Below are 18,703 nucleotides of genomic sequence, written 5' to 3'. Positions count from 1 at the left end.
CCGGGCGGCGATCTTGAGAATCATTTGAGAGAAGCCTCAGTCGTGGAACATGCGAACCGAGGACGGGCTGTAGCTGCTGCCCTTCATGAAGCGGCTGAACTGTTCTTGCGCCTGTTGCTGCGCCGCAGCCTGCCTGGCGCTCTCCAGCGCCGCAGCCCTCCCTTGCGCGGCCATCATTGCGGTGAGGTCGGCGACCTGCCTTGCCTGAACAGCGAGAAGTTGATTGCCGGCCTGGGTCGCCTGCAGGATACCGACCGCCGACTGGCTGGCATTGACCGCCGAACTCGTCTGCTCCCGCGTCCCTTCGATATTGTCGACCGCGACAGCTCCAGCCTTCAACGCATGTTCGAAGGAGGACACAGAAGTCCGCCAGCGTTCGCGGGCGCCCTTGACGAGCTGCTGACTGGACAAATCCGAACCGAAATTCTGGTAGGTCGGCTTGAACTGGCTGTCGATGTCCTGGACGCTGTAGGCGAGCCTGTCGGCCTCGCCGAGCAGGCTCTTCATCTCAGAGAAATTGCCTTCGATCTGGCCAAGCAGCGACGTCGGCAGTGAGGTCAGGTTCTTCGCCTGGTTGATCAGCATCTGCGCTTCGTTCTGGAGCGAGGTGATCTGGTTCTGAATTTGCTCCAGCGCGCGGGCAGCCGACAGCACGTTCTCCGCATAGTTTCGGGGGTCGAAGACGATCAATGCCGATGCGGGCGTCAATGATAGAGCAATGCCGACGGCGACAACGCTCGCGGCAGCCAAATGCCGGATACGGAGACGGTTACGGACGGAATTCATGATGAAACCTCCTTCGCAGATTGCTCGGTGATATTGGTTAGGTGAGGAATAAGGTCGGCGGCCCAGGAGTGACCGCGATCGGAGAGCCAGGCCTCGAGGAAATGTTCGCGACCGCTCTCGGCCAAGATCCGGTCGATCGCCGCCTGATCGGTCTTTGAGGAGGTGGCGCAAAGAGCGAGCGCGATCGGACCGAGGCCGAGTTCGAACAGCCGATTGCCGCGCCGCGACTGGCAGTAATAATCGCGCTTCGGGGTCGCCCGGGCGACGATCTCGATCTGGCGGTCGTTCAATCCAAAGCGCCGATAGATATCGGTGATCTGCGGCTCGATGGCGCGCTCGTTTGGAAGGAACAGCCGCGTCGGACAGCCCTCGACGATTGCCGGTGCAATTTTGCTGCCATCGATGTCGGAAAGCGATTGCGTGGCGAAGATGACGGAAGCATTCTTCTTGCGCAGGGTTTTCAGCCACTCGCGAAGCTGGTCGGCGAAGCCGCCATCGTCCAGCGCCAGCCAGCCCTCATCGATAATCAGCAGCGTTGGCCGCCCATTCATTCTCTGCTCGATGCGATGGAAGAGGTAGGCGAGCACGGCCGGCGCCGCGCCCGTGCCGATCAGACCCTCGGTCTCAAAGGCCTGAACGGATGCTTCGCCGAGACGCTCAAGTTCTGCGTCGAGCAACCGGCCGTAAGGCCCGCCGATACAGTAGGGTCGCAACGCTTGCTTCAATGGCGATGACTGCAGCAGCACCGACAGTCCGGTCAGTGTCCGTTCCGGAACGGGCGCCGAAGCCAGGGAGGTGAGCGCCGACCAAAGATATTCCCTCACCTCCGGCGTGACGGGCACGCCTTCGCGCAGGAGAATGTCGACGAGCCAGTCGGCTGCCCAAGCCCTTTCGGGCGTGTGGTGAATGCCGGCCAGGGGTTGCAGCGAAACGTCGCCGGTGTCGTCGGACAGGTCAGCCAATGTGAGCAGCGCCAGCGGATCATCCGGGCTCTGCCCGCTCGACGGATTGCTGCCGAGATTCTGCCAATCTCCGCCCATGCCAAGTACCGCGGCCCGGATCGATCCGCCGAAATCGAAAGCAAAGATCTGATTGTTTGGATAGCGGCGAAACTGCAGCGCCATCAGCGCGAGCAGAACCGACTTGCCGGCGCCGGTCGGACCGATGACAAGTGTATGGCCGACGTCGCCGACATGCAGGCTGAACCGGAACGGTGTCGTACCTTCCGTCCTGGCGAAGAACAGTGGCGGTGCTCGAAAATGCTCGTCGGTTGCCGGTCCTGCCCAGATCGCCGAGAGCGGGATCATGTGGGCGAGATTGAGTGTGGAAAGCGGGGGTTGGCGGACATTGGCATAGACATGACCGGGGACACTGCCTAGCCAGGCCTCGACGGCGTTGACACGCTCCACGATGGCAGTGAAATCGCGGGACTGGATGATTTTATCCACCAGGCGGAGCTTCTCGTCGGCTATTCCTGCATCGACATCCCACACCGTCACCGTCGCGGTGACGTATGCCTCGCCGATCTGGTCTGAGCCGAGTTCCTGCAGCGCCGCATCGGCGTCGGCGGCCTTGTTGGCAGCGTCCGTGTCGACCAGGACCGACGCCTCATTGGTCATCACCTCCTTGAGGATCGCCGCGACGGATTTTCGTTTGGCGAACCACTGCCGGCGGATTTTGGTCAGCAGGCGGGTCGCGTCGGTCTTGTCGAGCATGATTGCCCGGGTCGACCAGCGGTAGGGAAAGGCAAGTCGGTTGAGCTCATCGAGGATGCCGGGAAAAGTCGTGGTCGGGAATCCGATGACGCTCAGCGTGCGCAGATGGAACTCGCCGAGCCGCGGTTCCAGCCCGCCGGCCAGCGGCTGGTCGACCAGCAGCGCGTCGAGATGCATCGGCGTTTGGGGAACACGCACGCGATGGCGCTTGGTCGAGACCGTCGAGTGCAGGTAGGTCAGCGTCTGACTATCGTCGAGCCAGTCGACCTCCGGAACGAAGCCTTCGATCAGGTTCAGCACGCGGTCGGTGCGATCCACGAAACCCTTCAATAGCTCCCACGAGTCGACGCCGCTTTTTTCCCGACCCTCATAGAGCCAGCTCTCCATGCGAGATGCTTCCTCGGCTGGCGGCAACCAGACGAAGGTGAGAAAATAGCTGCTCTCGAACAGTTCACCGTGCGTCTGTCGATCGCCCCATTGGGGCGGTCCCTGGTTAGCCTCGCCCTCGAACTGTTCACGACGCTCGAGATCCACCAACGCCGAAGCACTGTCGGGGAAAAGACCTTCCGGATAATGTTGCGCAGCAAGCCGAGCAGCTTCGACGAAGATGGCCCAGCCGGAGCCAAGGCGGCGCAGCGCATTGTTGAGACGTCCTGTCGTGCCGACCAATTCGGCCGGCGTGGCACTGTCGAGATCGGGGCCGCGGAAGCTTGCGGTGCGCTGGAAAGAGCCGTCCTTGTTGAGGACGACTCCAGGTGCCACCAATGTGGCCCAGGGCAGATAGTCCGCGAGGGTTTGCGAGCGCTTGCGGTACTCGGCAAGGTTCATCATTGGGAAAGCCTGTCAGCAGCCGAAATGTGCGGGATAGCGAAGGTGCCGGCGCACCACGTCGACGAATTGCGCATCACGCTTCGCCGCGAGCACGGCGGCGAAATGCCCGATCGCCCAGATCGCAATGCCGACGAGCCAGAGCCTGAGGCCGAGCCCAACCGCACCGGCCAGCGTTCCGTTGGCGATAGCGACCGCGCGAGGCGCACCGCCAAGCAGGATCGGTTCGGTAAGCGCGCGGTGGACCGGCGCGAAGAAGCCGCGGACATCGTCCTCCATCAGATCAGCGCTCCACCGCCGAACGAGAAGAACGACAGGAAGAAAGAACTCGCCGCGAAGGCGATCGATAGCCCAAATACGATCTGGATCAGCCGGCGGAATCCGCCCGAGGTGTCGCCGAAGGCGAGCGACAGGCCGGTGACGATGATGATGATCACCGCCACGATCTTGGCCACAGGTCCCTCGATCGATTCCAGGATCTGCTGAAGCGGTTGTTCCCATGGCATGGAGGAACCGGCGGCATAGGCAGGTGCGGTCATGATGGCCGCGGCAGCAGTGGTCGCGGCGGCCGGCGGAAGGACCGCACCAATTCTACGGGCAGACGATGCAATGAAGGCTATCGGACTCATTCTGAGGCTCCAGAGGACTGTGAATTCGGGTTTGGGTCGGCCTCGACTTGGGCTTCGAGGATGCGGTAGTCGCCGGTGGCAGGATCGAGCCCCTCGACGAGAGCGATCTCGACGAGGCGGCGGGACGAACCGCGGCCGGCAAGCACGGCGACGATGTCGATCGTCTCGGCGATCAGCGCGCGCGGAACGGTGACGACGGCCTCCTGAACGAGCTGTTCAAGGCGACGCAACGCCCCAAGTCCAGAGCTGGCGTGGATAGTCCCAATGCCGCCCGGATGTCCCGTGCCCCACGCCTTCAAGAGATCGAGCGCTTCCGCGCCACGCACTTCGCCGATGGGGATGCGATCGGGGCGAAGCCGCAGTGACGACTTCACCAGATCGGAGAGCGATGCGACGCCATCCTTGGTGCGAAGCGCCACCAGATTGGGGGCTGCACATTGCAGCTCGCGCGTATCTTCGATCAGGACGATGCGGTCCGAGGATTTCGCGACTTCGGCCAGCAGCGCGTTGACCAGGGTGGTCTTCCCGGTAGACGTCCCGCCGGCAACTAGGATGTTCTTGCGCCTTGCGACGGCGAGTTGCAGCAGGTCGGCCTGGCTCTCGGTCACGACGCCGGATGCGACGTAGTTCTGAAGCGTGAACACGGCCACGGCAGGCTTGCGGATGGCGAAGGTCGGTGCCGCCACGACTGGCGGAAGTAGCCCCTCAAACCGCTCTCCCGTCTCTGGGAGCTCAGCCGACACGCGAGGCGCACCAGAATGAACTTCCGCGCCGACATGGTGGGCGACCAGGCGCACGATGCGCTCCCCATCAGCTGGGGTCAGGATGTCGTCGGTAGCGGACAGCCCCTCTCTCAGCCGGTCGACCCACAGGCGCCCGTCGGGATTCAGCATCACCTCGACTATGGCGGGGTCTTCGAGATAGACGGCAATCGCTGGACCGAGCGCCGTCCGCAGCATGCGGGCGCCGCGCGCGGCCGCTTCCCTGCCAGCATGATTATTGGATGCCACGCTAATCCCCGTTTCCTCGCTGCCGCGATCGGGGATGATTAGAAGGGGCAGGAACACGGACCTTGCAACAAGCAAAACCGGCGATCGCGCATGGACGTGAAGCGACTTGCGAAATGCGGTGCAGGCGCCCTCACTGGCTGACCCGGCTCGCTATCCGCTGAAGAATCATCCGCGTCAGCAGGCGACGCCGGCAGGATCGATGAGACGGCTACTCCTATCTGCCGAGCGGGCGACCACGTCCAAGCAGCCCCCCGATCTAATTCCCCCCATCCTCGGGCAAGATGTCCTCCGAGATTTCCTGTCTCAATTTCGGTCCTTTGGCGAGACGCCGTCCGAGGGCTGTGACAAATGCATCGTACCGTTCCGCGCCCTTGGCTCGCGCCGCCGCCTGCGCTGGTTCCGGCAACGGTGGATTGGTGGTCAGCCAGAAGCGCACGAAGACCGCCAGCGTCTCGACCGAGATGCCGAGATCGCGTTCGATGCGAGTCATCCGGCGGTCGAGCTGGTCGAGGCGTTTGATGGTTGCCGCCTCCTGCCGCTCGGCGGCATCCGGCGACAGGAAGGAAGCGATTGCAGCTTCGGCGATCAGCGACCGGGATTGGTCGCGGCGTGCCGCGTAAGCGGCCAGCGCCTTCATGACGTCCGGGTCTAGATAGACGGACAGGCGCTGTTTCTTGGGAGGCTTCTTCAGCATTACGATCACAGCTCCATGCCGTCATCGGGATCGAGCGAAACCTGCCGGGCGACGCCCTGCATCATGCGCTTCAGCCGGCTGTTGCGCACGGCATCCTCCTCCACGTCGTCGCTTGCATCGAGCGCGAACTCATTGTCGATCGGTTTCTTCGTTTCGACAGTCTGGGCCTTGCTCAACTCCGGCTGATGCCGGCGCTCCGATTGCGTCGGATCCTCGTCACCGGCACGCCCATTGTCGAAACCAGTTGCCTCGGTCTGCGGCCGGACCGGGAGCGGCAGCACACTCCAGTCGTCCGTCTGCGCAGTCTCTGGTTTTGCCAAAAGCGGCGGCGGCAATATCCGCTCCTGAAATCGGATATCCTCATAGTAGCGCGCCTTCTTCGCGCGGATCGGTGGCGTGCCTGCCACCATGACGATCTCATCGGAAGGCGGGAGCTGCATGATCTCGCCGGGTGTGAGCAGCGGCCGCGCAGTCTCGGATCGCGACACCATCAGGTGGCCGAGCCAGGGCGACAGGCGATGCCCTGCATAGTTTTTCATGGCCCTCATCTCGGTGGCGGTGCCCAGCGCATCCGACACCCGCCTGGCCGTACGCTCATCGTTGGTCGCGAAACTGACGCGCACATGGCAGTTGTCCAGGATCGAGTTGTTCGGGCCGTAGGCTTTCTCGATCTGGTTCAGCGATTGCGCGATCAGGAACGCCTTCAGGCCGTATCCGGCCATGAAGGCAAGCGCGCTCTCGAAGAAATCCAACCTTCCCAGGGCCGGAAATTCATCCAGCATCAGCAGCAGGCGGTGGCGGTGCGACTTCGCATTGAGATCCTCGGTGAGCCGGCGGCCGATCTGGTTGAGGATCAGGCGGATCAGCGGCTTGGTCCGACTGATGTCCGATGGCGGCACGACGAGGTAAAGCGTCGCCGGACGACTGCCGCCGACGATGTCGCCAATGCGCCAGTCGCAGCGGCGTGTCACCTCGGCAATAACAGGGTCGCGGTAAAGGCCAAGGAACGACATGGCGGTCGACAGCACTCCGGAGCGCTCATTGTCGGACTTGTTGAGAAGCTCCCGCGCCGCCGAGGCGATGACCGGATGTGGGCCATTCTGCCCAAGGTGGGACGTCTTCATCATCGCCGCGAGCGTCGACTCGATCGGCCGCTTCGGATCGGATAGGAAGGCGGCGACCCCGGCAAGCGTCTTGTCGGTCTCGGCATAGAGGACATGTAGAATCGCTCCGACTAAGAGGGCGTGACTGGTCTTCTCCCAGTGGTTGCGTCTCTCAAGCGAGCCCTCGGGGTCAACCAGAATGTCGGCAATGTTTTGGACATCGCGCACCTCCCAATCGCCGCGGCGCACCTCCAGCAGTGGGTTGTAGGCGCAGGATTTCGCATTGGTTGGATCGAACAGCAGGACGCGGCCATGCTGGGCCCGGAAGCCGGCGGTGAGCTGCCAGTTCTCGCCCTTGATGTCATGCACGATCGCGGAACCCGGCCACGTCAGAAGCGAAGGCACGACGAGGCCGACGCCCTTGCCGGATCGTGTCGGCGCGAAGCACAGAACATGCTCTGGCCCGTCGTGGCGAAGATAATCGCGCTCCAGCTTGCCGAGCACGACACCTTCGGGACCGAGCAGTCCTGCCGAGTCGGCCTCGCCTTTTTCGGCCCAGCGCGCAGAGCCATAGGTCTCAGCACTTTTGGTTTCACGAGCTCGCCAGACCGACATGCCAATAGCGACCGCGATCGAGATGAAGCCGCCTGATGCCGCGATGAAAGCGCCCCTGGTGAAGATCTCCGGTGCATAGGCGTCGTAGGAAAACCACCACGCGAAGAAAGCTGGAGGCAAGTAGACCGGCATCCCTAAGATCCGGAACCATGGCGGTCCGAGCTGCGGCTGAAATGCGAGCTGCCAGGCCACATACTGCGTCGCTGCCCAGGTCGTAGTGAGCACGATGAAGACGACAATGCAGATCTGGCCCCAAAGGATTTTGGTGGCGGACATGGCCGCGCTCCTTTCTTCAAGACGAGGACGGGATCACAAGCCGAGCCCGCGTTTGCGGCCAAAACTCCAGTCGATGCCGCCATCGCCGCGCGTTACGCCGGAGACATGCTGGCCGAGCTGCTTTTCCAGCGACGGCGACCAAGGCACCAGCTTAAAGCCGAGCCCGTCGTCGATCATGGCGAAGCGACCGGAGGCGAGCGCGAAACGCTGGCGGTAAGTGCCGGCAACATAGTCGCCGCTCGCGTATCGGTTGAAGGGTCGTCCGGTCTCGCCGGCGAGCTTTTCGCCCAGCGCCTCGATTTCGCGTTTGCGCAGGCTGTCGATCAGGTTTCGGGTGAAAATCAGGCGGCCGCCCTGCCGTTCGGCAAAACCTTGTTCGATCAGGTACTCGGCGCGGCGGTCCATGGCGGCGCGCACCTCGGCGCCGAAGCCGCCACCGCCGAGGGCCACCGGCTCGCGCGCGATCGCCTGACGGTCGAGCCAGGTGGCCCCGGTCGCGGTGACCTGCCGTTCGATGTCGAGGTCGGAGCGGATGGCAAGTGCCACCCGGCGGCGACCCTGCGCATCGTCGAATTTGCGCAGCTCGACAATCGAGCCCGGGGCACTGTCTCCGGCGGAGTCGAGGTCGGGCAGCTTGATGTGATGGGTGCGTCCGTCCGTGCCGTCGACCATGGCATAGGCCGTACCCTTCAACTCATCGTCGAGACCACGGTCGACCAGGCGGCCGATAACGGGATCATCGAGACTTTCGGCTGCCAGCACATAACTGGATGCCCCACGCTCGATCCCGTACTCAGTCAGGCCGCGATGGATGCGTTTGACGATATCGCCGCGCTCACCGAGTTCGCGCAGCGTCGCTTCGGCGTTCTCCGACATGACCCATTGGCTGGGGCCGACCTGATCGGCGAGACCGAGGGCTTCGAGTTTGTGAAGCCGCCCGACTTTCATCGCATGGGATTGGTCTGGCTGGCGGTCGGGAAGCGGCGCCATGTCGATGACACCGGCGCGATAACCGTCGCGGGCAAGCTGGCGGTCGAGAGTGGTCCAGCGTTCCGCTTCGATCTGCCGTTCGAGATTACGACGGATCTCATGATCGGTGCGTGGCCCCAACTCCTGCGTGATGAGATCCTGCGCCCGATCGCGCATTCCTTGACTGATATAGTCGCGAGAGATGACGAGGTCCTGGCCGTCGTCGGTTCGCCCGCGCAAGATGATATGGACATGCGGGTTGTCGGTGTTCCAGTGATCGACGCCGACCCAGTCAAGCTTGGTGCCGAGGTCCTTCTCCACCTGGCCCATCAGCTCGCGAGCGAATGTCTTGAGGTCTGCCATTTCCACCGCGTCCTCGGGCGAGACGATGAAGCGGAAGTGATGGCGGTCATACTCGCAGCGCTCCGCGAAATCTTTGAAACCAGCATTGTCAGTCTCTGGCCCGAATAGTCGCGCCTTCTCCCCGTCCCGGGTGACGCCCTCGCGCCTGAGATAGCTGAGGTGGGCGGACAGCGGCGCCGAACGCGCCAGGTTCCGAACCACGCGCGTCTTGATGACTGTGATGCGGGAGCGTCCCGTAAGCAGGCGGTTGGCCTGAATGGTCGCGCGAATGCCGCGGCCGAAGCGCGAGCGGTTGCCCGATGTGATCCTGCCGGATCGTGAGACGTGGCCGCCAGCCTTCTGGGCCGCGGCGAGCGCCTGGGCGATGAAGGGCCTGGACTGCTGCGCGCCGGTCGAGCGGATGCGGCCAGGCCGAATACGGAAATCGTCCCCGTTTTTCATCGCAGCACCGCCGCACATCGCATCAAGCTATAGAGATCATTGGCGAGGCCTCGAAGCCGCGATGTGCGCGGATGCTGCGCACATCGCGCAATCGGCTTGTAAGCCGCTGAAAAACCACGTCCGCCATCAGCCGCACCTCGCGGCCTTTTATCTCGCCATCCCTCCACGACTTCCCCGGTTACCTGCCCTCCCGCCGCCAAACCCGCGACGGAACAGGCCAGCGTGCGATTTGCGACAAATCCGGTGATCATCGCGATGCGCCGAGAGGTCGGGGGATGAAGAGGTTGTTCGCAGCCGGCTTTGGCATGGGATAAGCACCCTCGGACGCAGTGGCCGGAGTCGGTTCAAGCGCCGTCAGATCGTTCACCGCAGTGTCGATCCGAGACGGCATGTCGGCTGAACGAATCTCCGTGAATACAGTCTGGTCAATGCGATCGACGCCTCCGCTACCGCGCGAAACCGCGTCATCTATCGCAGTAGCGCCGCGCTCAAAAAGCTGCGGCCGATCTGCGCTCGACCTGCTTCCTAACCCTCGCGAGTGGTGCGGAATCTCAGCCGCTCCGTTGATCAGCGGCATAATCTTCGCGACGTAGTCGATCGTCTCCCGGGGTAGCGGCCGCCCCTTGGAAAGATGCTCCTCAAAGCGTTGTGGGCCGGCATTATAGGCGGCGAGAAACCCCTTCGAACCGAACCGATCAAGCATCTCGCGGAGATAGGCCGCTCCGGCCAGGATGTTGTCACGGGGTGCGAATGGATCTTTGCCGAGATTGTGTTTGATGCGCAGCTCTTCCCACGTGGTGGGCATGACCTGCATCAAGCCCATTGCGCCTTCGGACGAGACGGCGCGAACATCCCCGCCGCTCTCGACATGCATTACGGCGCGGATCAAGCGCTCGGGAAGGTCAAAACGTTTGGCAGCCTCGCCGACGTAACCGGACCAGTCGCCGTTCATCACGATCGCTGCCCAGGCGCAAGGTTTTAGCATCGCTCGCGGCGGTAATTCCGCTGCGTCGACGGTAGAGCCAAGCATAAGCAACGTGCATACTGAGAGCATCGCAATGCATCGCCGAACGGTGATGCGCGCACCACCGTCCCGACACACCGACAGCTTGCCACCGTGCTCGCTTCGGTCAAGGGCAAGGCTTCGCCGGCCGGACCTACTTCCCATAGGTAGCAGCGCAAGCAGCGCATGGATCGATGGAGAAGCGGCCGGCCGCCCTTGACCTCCGGTGCGCGCGGCGGCCGCCGAGCAGGCGATCGGGTCGAAGGGTTTGACCGGCGCTGGATCGATCAAAGGGTTTGAGCGGGCAGGGCCGCGTGAACGCGATCGAAGCATTGGACTTCAGGCTCGGTCTTCGCGCTTCGAAGGCCGGCTCCAGTGCAGGTTCCAGACATCCTTTTCGGCAGTAGCCTGGAACAGGTTGGCGCGGATCGCCTGCGTAAAAGCCGGATCGTCGATGAGCACTGAGAGATAGGCGCCAGCCTTTTCGCCGGTGCGGTCCCACGCCGCACCGATTTCGACGCCATCGCAGTAGATGCGATGTTCCGGCGCGTGTTCGGCGTCCGATTTCTCTGCAGGCAGGATGGAAAGCTTGGCGCCGATCGTCAGCGTGGAGATGTTGCCGAAGAAGCCGTCATCGTTGCGGGTGAAGATGCCGATTTGATTCACGCGCTTGTCCTCTCGTTGCAATGTAAGTGAGCTGTTAGGAACCCTGGGAAGCCGGTTCGCCGGAGCCATGCGGTGCCGGAGATGTGCGGTCTCGGGTCCAGACGGGGACCGCGCGGCCGACGATGGCGGTGACTGGAAGTGGCCCGAAATACCGGCTGTCGAAACTGTCAGCGACATCCCGGTTCATGAGGAACACTTCGCCGTCGGCAAGCACACGGCAGCCCTGCCAGACAGGCAGCCAACGGCCTTTTCTGTCGCGCTCGCGCGCATATCCATAGACCTTGCCATCAGTGATAATGGCCGCCCCACGACGGCAGACCGTTGCGCCGCCGAGCGCCAGGACGTGCTTCAGAAGCCGCACACCGCGTGGCAAATATCCGCGCTCAGCGAGCAAGCCCGCCGATGGTTCGGGTGGCATGACAACGGCAAGATCGCCGACATCGATCCTGCGACCAGGCTCGACGCGATAGAGCCCGAGCGGCACGCTTGCCGATGCGTTCCAGATGAACCTCGGAGCATATCCGATCGTAGCTGGGAGAGCGATCAACGCCGTGCCGGCGAGCATCGCACCGACTATCTTGCCGCGTGCGTTCATGGCTCGATCCGCCGACGCAAAAGCCACGCTTCATGTCGCTGCCGTGTGTATGGCCGAGGGCTTTCGCGCACGGCGAGCCGGCCATGGACGTGTCGCCAGTATTCCGGCGAGACATCTATCGCGTCGATGTTGATTGCCTCGATGGCGTCGATGACCTGCAGCACTCGCTCGACGTTCGGCCATCCGATGACGGTCAGCAGGATATTGGCGCCAGGCCGCACATAGGCGACTGTCGAGCAGCGCGTGCTAGCGCAGACAGCGCGCAGAATGTCGATGCGCGAGGCGATGGTGCCGAAGTCGTTCGCGGTCCAGCGGACGAAGGCGAAGACGCTGTCAGCCCCAAAAGCGACGACGCGGCGGCTTTTGTCGATGATCCTGTTCTCGACGGTTTTGCCGAAGCGGATGTAGTTTTCAATTCGCTTCTTCAGCCAAAGCAATTCGACATAGGTGAGGTCACTCATGTCGTCCCCCGCTGCGAGAAACTGACGACCGCATTGGCGTAAGAGGTGGTCGAACGAGTTCCTGCCTTGCCGGCATGTAGGCGGATTTCGATCTCGCCAACGCAAGCCGACGGCCACACTGCAGAGGCCGTTCACAATCCCCCGGAACCGGGCCTTCCGTTAGAAAGAATCCGAAGGATTCGAAGTTAGATAAGTTAGAGGCGCGAATTCGTCTTTCGCTTTCATGGGTTGATTGCGATTTGGGTTCCTGAAATGACGAGGAATGGGTTCCCGAAATCCCGTGTCCGAGGGTTCCTGAAATGACGTGTTGATTCACAGGCTGTCCTCCACTGTCCTGGTCTTCCCGAAACGGTTGAACGGATCTCGGTGGCAGGCTCTGAAGGTGAGCAACGGCTCGCCGGCTTGAGTTACGCCGAGTTCAAGCTGGTAGCCCGGCAGCGATTGCCGGCGAACGATGCCGCGAACCTCAAAGGCAAAGCGCTTGTAGGCCGAGAGCGCGCCTGATTTGACATGAAGATGGCGCAGATCGAACGACCAGCCGTGCGCCTGTCGTCCGCCGTGCTTGCGCACAAGGCGATAGAGCCAGCGCTCGATTCCCCCGGTCAGGTCGAAGTAGGCATGGTCGATGGTGAGCACGAAGGCGTCGACCATGATGCCTGCGTAGAACCAGTCGGGCAGGACGAGTTCGATGCCGAGCGGTCGCCCGCGATGGTCGGCCCGCTCCTTCCATTCGTTGATCCAGGAGAAGCGGTGCATACGCCGCTCAGTGGGCTGGCGGATGGAGGTGGCGACGGTGGTCGACTGGAGACGGTCGAGCGCCGCCTTCAACAGTAGGTACTCACGGGCGGACGTGCCGCGACCGATGAAAGTCAGGATCTCGTGTGGCGTCGCTGCCATCATGCGCGAGGTTCGCAGCCGGTTGTCACGCGTATCGACAATCTGCGAGGCGGCCCAGATCAGGATGTCCGCGTCCCAGATCGTCGCCATGCCATGCTCGACGGTCGCCTCGACCCGGATGGCGATTTCGCCCATGCGGAAATCGATCGGCGTGATGCGGCGCGATTTGGCCAGCGAGAAGAACGGCCAGGCCATCAGGTCCTGCGCATCGCGCAACGCCATCTTGCCGGGGCGCGCATGAAACAGCGCCATCGGTTCCTGGGCTGTTGGCGAAAGATGCATGTTGGTATCCCGCACCTAGACCTCTCAGCGCGTCTTGCCGACATAGGCCGGAGCGCGAGCCGCATGTGGCTTGGCCGGCGGAACGTAGGTCGCGTTGGTGTCGCTGGTGGACGTGCGCGCCCCGAGTTCGATCCAGGCGTGGAGGTCGTCGATGTCATAGAGGACGCGGCCACCAACCTTTCGATATTTGGGACCGGTGCCGTAGGTCCGGTGCTTTTCCAGTGTGCGGGCGCAGAGACCGACGACGGGCGCGGCCTCCTTCGTCCGTAGGTATTTTGGGGGCGCGTCTGCGGGACCCTTCGACATCGCACGATCTCCATTCGGTTCAGCTGTCGTCCTGGCCTGCCGGGACGCGCGAAACGGACGATGGCCGAAGTGAGAAAGTGGGAGGGAGGGCAAAAATAAGAGGAGCGTTTTTGCACCCTACCGTCGGATTACCGCTCGCACGCTCGATCAGGTGAACCGGCGCCACATGTCGTGGGGGCTATCGGCAAATCTACGATCAATACCAAGATCTGATGATCGACCTCGGATCCTTTCTATGGGCTCTTACCGGCAAAGGAGGAACGTCATGCCACTCGTCACGTGCCGTCTCGCCGAAGATAAAGCTGGAAAATGGCAAATCGCCTTTGATCGCGAAGCGCTCCACGTATGTATCGAGTTCATCCACTACGGCTGTGCTCCCGTGCCCAAAGAATGGATTTCAGTTGAAGATTTTCTGGCTTGGACACCGCGCAATCCCCTCCATCGACAGGCGTTGGACTGCTTCACCGCGTTCTTGGCGAAGGCTATTTTCGCTCAGAGCCTGGTTTCATAGACGGCGTTGCGACGGCGGCTTTGAGGATAGATGAGAAGGTCGCGATAGCCCCCGGCGACCAGGCGGTCGGCCCGTCGCAGGATTGCCCGCACCTTGTGGCGAAGGTGATGATCGCGCCAATCCCGCGGTGCAATGGGCTCGCGCGACAGCAGTTCCGCCGCTAGCCGGCGATAGGGAGCCTGCGCGAGCCTTCCGTCAAAGGCGCGTAGATTGAGAACGTGCCTCAGCTTGGTTTGTTGAGGTAGGGAACCGTACAGGGTGCCAAGCGGACGGCCATTCAGTTCCCGCCAGAACCTGCGCGCAGCGTCGAGCCTCGTTTCGAAATTCCCATCGAGCGGCAGGACAACGGCGTTGAAGTCGAGCAAGCCTTCTGGTTCGCCGGAGACGATATGATGCCCCGATGGCGACGGCCAGAGAACATGAACCTGTTCAGCATCGGTCCACCTATGACTCTTGGTGAGTTGAGTATGTCGAAGGGCCGGCGGCGAGGCAGTTGTCGACCTCGTTGCGCGAAGAACCCGTGGCGAAGCCTGTTCCGTCCAGATGATGTGTTCTGAGGATAGAGGCCCGTCGACAATTGTGAAATCGCGCGCCCCAACGGTCGGCGAAGTCCGGCGAACCGACGACTTCTCCTTTCAGCGAACGTGATGCCTGCCGGCTGCATTCAGCGGCGAAATCAGCGTTCCGGATCAGATATTCGGCGGCAAACTTGTCGGCTTCGTAGCCGCACATGTGTTCGTATGCCCCCGGATCGGCCCAATCGCTTCGCGACATGGCAACGGTCCTCGTCGGAGACCCGCATTCGATCGCGAGCTTCGCAATGAGCTTCCGAGGCGACAGTCCGCTTGGGTAGTCAGAGAGTCGGCAAACCGCTTTGCTGATTCAGCACAGCTCCAGGTTCGACAGGCCTAGTGTGGTGCACCGCCGGCCAGGAGATACCGGTAGCCGTTAGTCTTCATCCATCGAGCACGAGCGAGATGTGTTTCCCAAGCCTTGAACGCGCGATCGGGCTCCTTCTCAGGATCGATGTGCAGTACGATCTTAGCCACCTCGCGCCAATCAGCATCCTCGGCTGCGGCATCGAGAAGCCGAATGTAGGTGAGAAGACGCTCCTCGTCGTAGCCGGTCAGGATGGAGGCGTCCGGCGCAATGTCTGCGACACCGGGATCGAGCAGAGGTTTAAGCACAGTGTGAACTGTCCATTTCAACAGAACCATTCTTCAGATCGGGCTCTGACTATAACGAATAGGAACGATCATTCCTAGAACGATAGTTCCTCTTCTGGTCCGTAGTCGTCATGGATCTCAAGGAGATCATGGCGATCAATTTGCGTCGTTTGCGCCATGATCAGGATATGACGCAGGAGGAACTGGCGGCCCGCTCAGCGTTGAGCATGCGTTACGTCGGTTCGATCGAGCGTGCTCGAGTTTCGGCGAGCGTCAGTGTTCTCGGCAGAATCGCGACTGCGCTTAACGTGGACCCATGCGAGCTCATCAGAGTATCAAACCGGTAAGTCGACACTGGGTAGTTCTTAGCGGATCGTTGCGACTGACGGGACGGTGCATAATCCCAAAAAATGCGTTCGACAGCCATCATGACCTGCAGTCGCATCGCGAGCCGGGCGGAGCACGGCGAGCGGCGGCCGCCCACCAAGCGCGGCCGCCGCCGTCGAACCGGATGGCGGATGGGTTGAAAATTCCGGCATGAAGCTGCGCGGCCGAATTTCGGCCGCGCAATGTGTCGGACGGTCAGGTCGCCTTTTCCAGCAGTGCCTTTGCCTTTCCTTCAAGCTCAAGCCGGCTGTCCTGATGGGATTTGGTACGGGCGTGCGCCGTCATCCCCTGCACGAAATCAAAGATGCTTTCAGGCGGCCTGCCTTCCTCTTGCAAGACGGACTCGACGATCTTGCCGGTTTCACCTTTCGAGAAACCACGCTTGCGCAGGAAGTTTTCGCGGTCGTCATCGCTGCTGGCAACGATCTTCTCGCGAGCCGCCTTGATGCCGGCGATGAACGGCGCGGGCGAAGAGTTCGCGAAACTGGTCAAGGCCGGCGCTGCTTCGTGGGCAAAACGCTGCGCTGCAAATTTCGAATGCCGGATGCTGATTTCTTCAAAGCCTTCAACACCCCAAAGGTTACGGTTCATGCAGACCGCGCGGAGATAGAATGAGGCAATGCCGAGCGTCTTTGATCCGACTTCCGAATTCCAGCAGTAGAAGCCACGGAAATACAAATCCGGCTCTCCGTTAGGCAGCCGCCCGGCCTCGATCGGATGGGTGTCGTCCACCAGAAACAGGAAGACGTCGCGGTCGCTGGCGTAAAGCGTGGTGGTATCCTTGGTGATGTCTACAAAGGGATTATGCATCATGGTCGCCCAATCCAGAACGCCTGGCACTTTCCACATGGTGTCGCCGGTGCCGTTGCCAGCGATCTTCATGACCGCCGCGACAAGCTCACGGTCCCAGATGCGGCCGTAATCCGGGCCGGTGACGGCGCGAAGCTCGACGCGTCCGTCCTCCGTCTCCAAGGTTTTCACAAGCTCGGCACGATGGGAAAGCAGACCATGCTGCAGGTTGATGCCTGCCAGCGGCGCCGGAAGCTGGCGCATGTAGGTGGCGGGCGCGCCAACAAGGCTGCACAACTGGCCGAAGCTCCAATGCGTGGGGGCTATCGGTTGGTCCTGTCCGGGCACAATGAGCGCTAGCCTTTCCGCATTGTCGCGACTTGCCTCAACCTTCACTGCCCGGCTTTCCACAGTGCGGGCGGTGGCTCGGTCCGCACGGGCGCGCACGGCGTGGTAAAGCTCGGTCAGCGACAGATAGCGCTCATCGTCGGGTCGCGAAAACCATTCCGACGACACGCGACCGACGCGCTCGCCGCGCGAAATGTCCACGCGAAAGCCGCCGGAAACAGGCTGCTGCGGGCTGCTATTGGTGCCGTTGGTATTCGTGATCATGTTCATTGTTCTCACTCCTTTTCCGTCAAAGCCGAAGGCATGTCCCCCGGCATGCCTTCCGGGGGCGCGTGAGCGCGCGGGAGTGATAGGGGCCAATGCGGTCGCGCGGAGCCGGGCTGCGCGGTCGAGCGAAGCGGACGTGAATTAGATTTCGAGAGTTGGATCAGTCGGACGCTTTGCGAGCCGGCGGCCCTGCTCTGCAACAGACGGCAATGGCAGGGAAGCGAGGGAAAGTCCCTTCGCTTCCCTGAAGGCTCTGCGCAAAGTTCGTCCGCTGCTGTTCCAAAAAAACCGAAGCGAAGCTTGCCGCCTTGAAATTTCACAATGCCGCGAGCAGTGTTGGGAGACTAACGAATTGTTTTCTTGTTTGCCGAAATAGAAACTTTTCGCCGACACGTTTACCGATCCGATGACCATAGGAAAAGATCCATGACCATTTCAAACGAGCAGCAGGAAAAAGCTGATTTCGTATCCATCGCTGCTGATATCGTCGCCGCTTACGTGGCGAACAACCCGGTGCCGGTCGCGGAACTGCCAAAGCTGATCAGCGACGTTCATGCTGCGTTGCAGGGGATCGGCGCGCCTGCGGCCGAGCCTGTGGTGAAACTGGAGCCTGCCGTATCGATCCGCAAATCGGTGACCCCGGACTACATCATCTGCCTGGAGGATGGAAAGAAGTTCAAATCCCTCAAACGGCACATCAGCACGCACTACGATCTCAGCCCTGACGAATACCGGGCGAAGTGGAGCCTGCCTTCCGATTATCCTATGGTCGCGCCGAACTATGCTGCCGCTCGGTCGGTGCTGGCAAAGGCGATCGGGCTTGGCCGCAAGCCTGCAGAGCCTGTACCGACGCCCAAATCAAAACGTACACCTCGCGCCGCCGCGGCGGCGACCACGACGGTGGCCGCGAAGTCGCCGGCCAAGAAACCGCGCAAAACTGCTGCCAAGGCCTAGCCTGCTCCATCGAACTGAATATCCTGTGGGCGTGGCGGATCTGAACATGGCGAAGCCCCGTCAGCGGACGGGGCTTCGTTCTGCTTGGTGCCGATTTCACTCGGCGGCGCGGCGGGACCAGATGAGGGAGAATTCGCCCTGCGTTTCGGTCTCGACCAGGCTCGCGTAGATCGGAGCCGGGAAGCTCGGATCGTCGAGCTTGACGGAGTGGTAGTCGCGGCCCTCTCGCGAGGTCTTCTTCCAAGCCGCACCGAACTCGGTGGCGCCGGCGAAGATGCGGTAGTCCGGACCCTTTTCATTGTCGCCTTCGGCGGGGACGAAATCGACGGCCTTGACGTTGAGGTTGAGGGTCTTGACCGAGCCCTTGAAGCCCTTTGCGGTGCTGGTGAACATGCCGATGGTGGCCATTGTGGTGGTTCCTTCTGTTGGATCGGGCCGCGCCCATCGCGACCTCGATGGAGGTCTTGAGACCGGGGACGATCGGTCTGCACCCACAGGGCTGGAACGAAGTGGAAGGCGGCCAGCGATGGTTTTTTTGTTTCGCGATGCAAAGCCGGCCTTCTGGGCCGGCGGCGGAAAAAGGCCAGTGCTGGGCGTTGCAGGAAGACGATCGAGGCGAAGCCGGTCTTCGGTCAGACCAAT

22 protein-coding genes are annotated in these 18,703 nt (G+C 62.0%); 3 read left to right on the top strand and 19 right to left on the bottom strand.

What is annotated here, in order from left to right:
* Nucleotides 1–36: 36 nt before the first annotated feature.
* The 14 genes from trbJ to LB564_RS16725 all read right to left on the bottom strand — a co-directional run bounded on the left by trbJ (nt 37) and on the right by LB564_RS16725 (nt 13,639).
* The gene (gene trbJ / locus LB564_RS16790; protein ID WP_224539357.1) at nt 37–786 is read right to left on the bottom strand and encodes a P-type conjugative transfer protein TrbJ; all 750 of its coding nucleotides are present in this window, start codon (nt 784–786) and stop codon (nt 37–39) included.
* Nucleotides 783–3,332 (bottom strand): conjugal transfer protein TrbE, encoded by a 2,550-nt coding sequence (trbE, locus tag LB564_RS16785; RefSeq protein ID WP_224539355.1) that lies wholly within the window; start codon nt 3,330–3,332, stop codon nt 783–785. Before trbE ends, trbJ begins: the two co-directional genes overlap by 4 nt.
* Before the next feature lie 12 nt (nt 3,333–3,344).
* Complete coding sequence (locus tag LB564_RS16780; protein WP_224539354.1) at nt 3,345–3,608, bottom strand: VirB3 family type IV secretion system protein; 264 nt, start codon at nt 3,606–3,608, stop codon at nt 3,345–3,347.
* Nucleotides 3,608–3,958 carry a TrbC/VirB2 family protein gene (locus LB564_RS16775; RefSeq protein ID WP_263493360.1) on the bottom strand — a complete coding sequence of 117 codons (351 nt, stop codon included), beginning with the start codon at nt 3,956–3,958 and terminating at the stop codon, nt 3,608–3,610. Before LB564_RS16775 ends, LB564_RS16780 begins: the two co-directional genes overlap by 1 nt.
* Nucleotides 3,955–4,917, bottom strand: coding sequence for a P-type conjugative transfer ATPase TrbB (gene trbB / locus LB564_RS16770; RefSeq protein WP_224539793.1), 963 nt, complete (start codon nt 4,915–4,917; stop codon nt 3,955–3,957). Before trbB ends, LB564_RS16775 begins: the two co-directional genes overlap by 4 nt.
* 307 nt (nt 4,918–5,224) lie before the next feature.
* On the bottom strand, nt 5,225–5,659 hold the full coding sequence (locus tag LB564_RS16765; protein ID WP_224539791.1) for a CopG family ribbon-helix-helix protein: 435 nt from the start codon (nt 5,657–5,659) through the stop codon (nt 5,225–5,227).
* An 8-nt stretch (nt 5,660–5,667) separates the two neighbouring features.
* Nucleotides 5,668–7,656: a conjugal transfer protein TraG gene (locus LB564_RS16760; protein WP_224539352.1), complete on the bottom strand. Its 1,989-nt coding sequence runs from the start codon at nt 7,654–7,656 to the stop codon at nt 5,668–5,670.
* Between the two features lie 33 nt (nt 7,657–7,689).
* Complete coding sequence (locus LB564_RS16755) at nt 7,690–9,429, bottom strand: relaxase/mobilization nuclease domain-containing protein (RefSeq protein ID WP_224539350.1); 1,740 nt, start codon at nt 9,427–9,429, stop codon at nt 7,690–7,692.
* A 247-nt stretch (nt 9,430–9,676) separates the two neighbouring features.
* A complete protein-coding gene (locus LB564_RS16750; protein ID WP_224539348.1) occupies nt 9,677–10,381 on the bottom strand; it encodes a lytic transglycosylase domain-containing protein in 705 nt (234 codons plus the stop codon).
* A gap of 390 nt (nt 10,382–10,771) precedes the next feature.
* Entirely contained in the window at nt 10,772–11,098 is a 327-nt protein-coding gene (locus LB564_RS16745) for a DUF736 domain-containing protein (protein WP_224539345.1), read from the bottom strand.
* Between the two features lie 34 nt (nt 11,099–11,132).
* Nucleotides 11,133–11,693 (bottom strand): S26 family signal peptidase, encoded by a 561-nt coding sequence (locus tag LB564_RS16740; RefSeq protein ID WP_224539343.1) that lies wholly within the window; start codon nt 11,691–11,693, stop codon nt 11,133–11,135.
* Nucleotides 11,690–12,154, bottom strand: coding sequence for a DUF2840 domain-containing protein (locus tag LB564_RS16735; RefSeq protein WP_224539341.1), 465 nt, complete (start codon nt 12,152–12,154; stop codon nt 11,690–11,692). The genes LB564_RS16740 and LB564_RS16735 overlap by 4 nt, the downstream gene beginning before the upstream one ends.
* Nucleotides 12,155–12,466: 312 nt before the next feature.
* Complete coding sequence (locus tag LB564_RS16730; protein ID WP_224539339.1) at nt 12,467–13,333, bottom strand: replication initiator protein A; 867 nt, start codon at nt 13,331–13,333, stop codon at nt 12,467–12,469.
* 24 nt (nt 13,334–13,357) lie between these two features.
* Entirely contained in the window at nt 13,358–13,639 is a 282-nt protein-coding gene (locus LB564_RS16725) for a helix-turn-helix transcriptional regulator (RefSeq protein ID WP_224539337.1), read from the bottom strand.
* A gap of 265 nt (nt 13,640–13,904) precedes the next feature.
* On the opposite strand from LB564_RS16725, the gene LB564_RS16720 reads away from it, so the two are divergent.
* Nucleotides 13,905–14,150, top strand: a complete 246-nt coding sequence (locus tag LB564_RS16720) for a hypothetical protein (protein ID WP_224539335.1) — start codon at nt 13,905–13,907, stop codon at nt 14,148–14,150.
* On the opposite strand, the gene LB564_RS16715 is transcribed toward LB564_RS16720, so the two are convergent.
* From LB564_RS16715 to LB564_RS16705, 3 genes are all read right to left on the bottom strand, one after another.
* Complete coding sequence (locus LB564_RS16715) at nt 14,132–14,515, bottom strand: DUF2285 domain-containing protein (protein WP_224539333.1); 384 nt, start codon at nt 14,513–14,515, stop codon at nt 14,132–14,134. The two genes, LB564_RS16720 and LB564_RS16715, sit on opposite strands and share 19 nt — an antisense overlap.
* A gap of 79 nt (nt 14,516–14,594) precedes the next feature.
* Nucleotides 14,595–14,924, bottom strand: a complete 330-nt coding sequence (locus LB564_RS16710; protein WP_224539331.1) for a transcriptional regulator domain-containing protein — start codon at nt 14,922–14,924, stop codon at nt 14,595–14,597.
* A gap of 134 nt (nt 14,925–15,058) precedes the next feature.
* Complete coding sequence (locus LB564_RS16705) at nt 15,059–15,367, bottom strand: DNA -binding domain-containing protein (RefSeq protein WP_224539329.1); 309 nt, start codon at nt 15,365–15,367, stop codon at nt 15,059–15,061.
* Between the two features lie 80 nt (nt 15,368–15,447).
* Here LB564_RS16705 and LB564_RS16700 point away from each other — a divergent pair, with 80 nt between their 5' ends.
* Complete coding sequence (locus tag LB564_RS16700) at nt 15,448–15,663, top strand: helix-turn-helix domain-containing protein (RefSeq protein WP_224539327.1); 216 nt, start codon at nt 15,448–15,450, stop codon at nt 15,661–15,663.
* A gap of 235 nt (nt 15,664–15,898) precedes the next feature.
* On the opposite strand, the gene LB564_RS16695 is transcribed toward LB564_RS16700, so the two are convergent.
* Nucleotides 15,899–17,104 carry a DUF932 domain-containing protein gene (locus LB564_RS16695; RefSeq protein WP_411961765.1) on the bottom strand — a complete coding sequence of 402 codons (1,206 nt, stop codon included), beginning with the start codon at nt 17,102–17,104 and terminating at the stop codon, nt 15,899–15,901.
* A 435-nt stretch (nt 17,105–17,539) separates the two neighbouring features.
* On the opposite strand from LB564_RS16695, the gene LB564_RS16690 reads away from it, so the two are divergent.
* The gene (locus LB564_RS16690; protein ID WP_411961763.1) at nt 17,540–18,061 is read left to right on the top strand and encodes a MucR family transcriptional regulator; all 522 of its coding nucleotides are present in this window, start codon (nt 17,540–17,542) and stop codon (nt 18,059–18,061) included.
* A gap of 96 nt (nt 18,062–18,157) precedes the next feature.
* On the opposite strand, the gene LB564_RS16685 is transcribed toward LB564_RS16690, so the two are convergent.
* On the bottom strand, nt 18,158–18,469 hold the full coding sequence (locus tag LB564_RS16685; RefSeq protein ID WP_140682099.1) for a DUF736 domain-containing protein: 312 nt from the start codon (nt 18,467–18,469) through the stop codon (nt 18,158–18,160).
* Nucleotides 18,470–18,703 lie beyond the last annotated feature (234 nt).

It is taken from the genome of Mesorhizobium sp. ES1-6 (assembly GCF_020164775.1).
Classification (GTDB): Bacteria; Pseudomonadota; Alphaproteobacteria; order Rhizobiales; family Rhizobiaceae; genus Mesorhizobium.
The sequence above is the reverse complement of the archived record's forward strand: the minus strand, read 5'-3'. Positions and strand labels throughout refer to the sequence as shown.

Excerpts from the sequence above, each read along its gene's own strand:
- LB564_RS16775 (WP_263493360.1), bottom strand. The coding sequence starts at position 3,958 with ATGAGTCCGATAGCCTTCATTGCATCGTCTGCCCGTAGAATTGGTGCG.
- trbJ (WP_224539357.1), bottom strand. The coding sequence starts at position 786 with ATGAATTCCGTCCGTAACCGTCTCCGTATCCGGCATTTGGCTGCCGCG.
- LB564_RS16750 (WP_224539348.1), bottom strand. The coding sequence starts at position 10,381 with ATGAACGGCGACTGGTCCGGTTACGTCGGCGAGGCTGCCAAACGTTTT.
- trbB (WP_224539793.1), bottom strand. The coding sequence starts at position 4,917 with ATGCTGCGGACGGCGCTCGGTCCAGCGATTGCCGTCTATCTCGAAGAC.
- trbE (WP_224539355.1), bottom strand. The coding sequence starts at position 3,332 with ATGATGAACCTTGCCGAGTACCGCAAGCGCTCGCAAACCCTCGCGGAC.
- LB564_RS16700 (WP_224539327.1), top strand. The coding sequence starts at position 15,448 with ATGGATCTCAAGGAGATCATGGCGATCAATTTGCGTCGTTTGCGCCAT.
- LB564_RS16735 (WP_224539341.1), bottom strand. The coding sequence starts at position 12,154 with ATGAGTGACCTCACCTATGTCGAATTGCTTTGGCTGAAGAAGCGAATT.
- LB564_RS16720 (WP_224539335.1), top strand. The coding sequence starts at position 13,905 with ATGCCACTCGTCACGTGCCGTCTCGCCGAAGATAAAGCTGGAAAATGG.
- LB564_RS16760 (WP_224539352.1), bottom strand. The coding sequence starts at position 7,656 with ATGTCCGCCACCAAAATCCTTTGGGGCCAGATCTGCATTGTCGTCTTC.
- LB564_RS16755 (WP_224539350.1), bottom strand. The coding sequence starts at position 9,429 with ATGAAAAACGGGGACGATTTCCGTATTCGGCCTGGCCGCATCCGCTCG.
- LB564_RS16780 (WP_224539354.1), bottom strand. The coding sequence starts at position 3,608 with ATGGAGGACGATGTCCGCGGCTTCTTCGCGCCGGTCCACCGCGCGCTT.
- LB564_RS16710 (WP_224539331.1), bottom strand. The coding sequence starts at position 14,924 with ATGTCGCGAAGCGATTGGGCCGATCCGGGGGCATACGAACACATGTGC.
- LB564_RS16740 (WP_224539343.1), bottom strand. The coding sequence starts at position 11,693 with ATGAACGCACGCGGCAAGATAGTCGGTGCGATGCTCGCCGGCACGGCG.
- LB564_RS16705 (WP_224539329.1), bottom strand. The coding sequence starts at position 15,367 with ATGGTTCTGTTGAAATGGACAGTTCACACTGTGCTTAAACCTCTGCTC.
- LB564_RS16725 (WP_224539337.1), bottom strand. The coding sequence starts at position 13,639 with ATGTCGAAGGGTCCCGCAGACGCGCCCCCAAAATACCTACGGACGAAG.
- LB564_RS16685 (WP_140682099.1), bottom strand. The coding sequence starts at position 18,469 with ATGGCCACCATCGGCATGTTCACCAGCACCGCAAAGGGCTTCAAGGGC.
- LB564_RS16730 (WP_224539339.1), bottom strand. The coding sequence starts at position 13,333 with ATGCATCTTTCGCCAACAGCCCAGGAACCGATGGCGCTGTTTCATGCG.
- LB564_RS16695 (WP_411961765.1), bottom strand. The coding sequence starts at position 17,104 with ATGATCACGAATACCAACGGCACCAATAGCAGCCCGCAGCAGCCTGTT.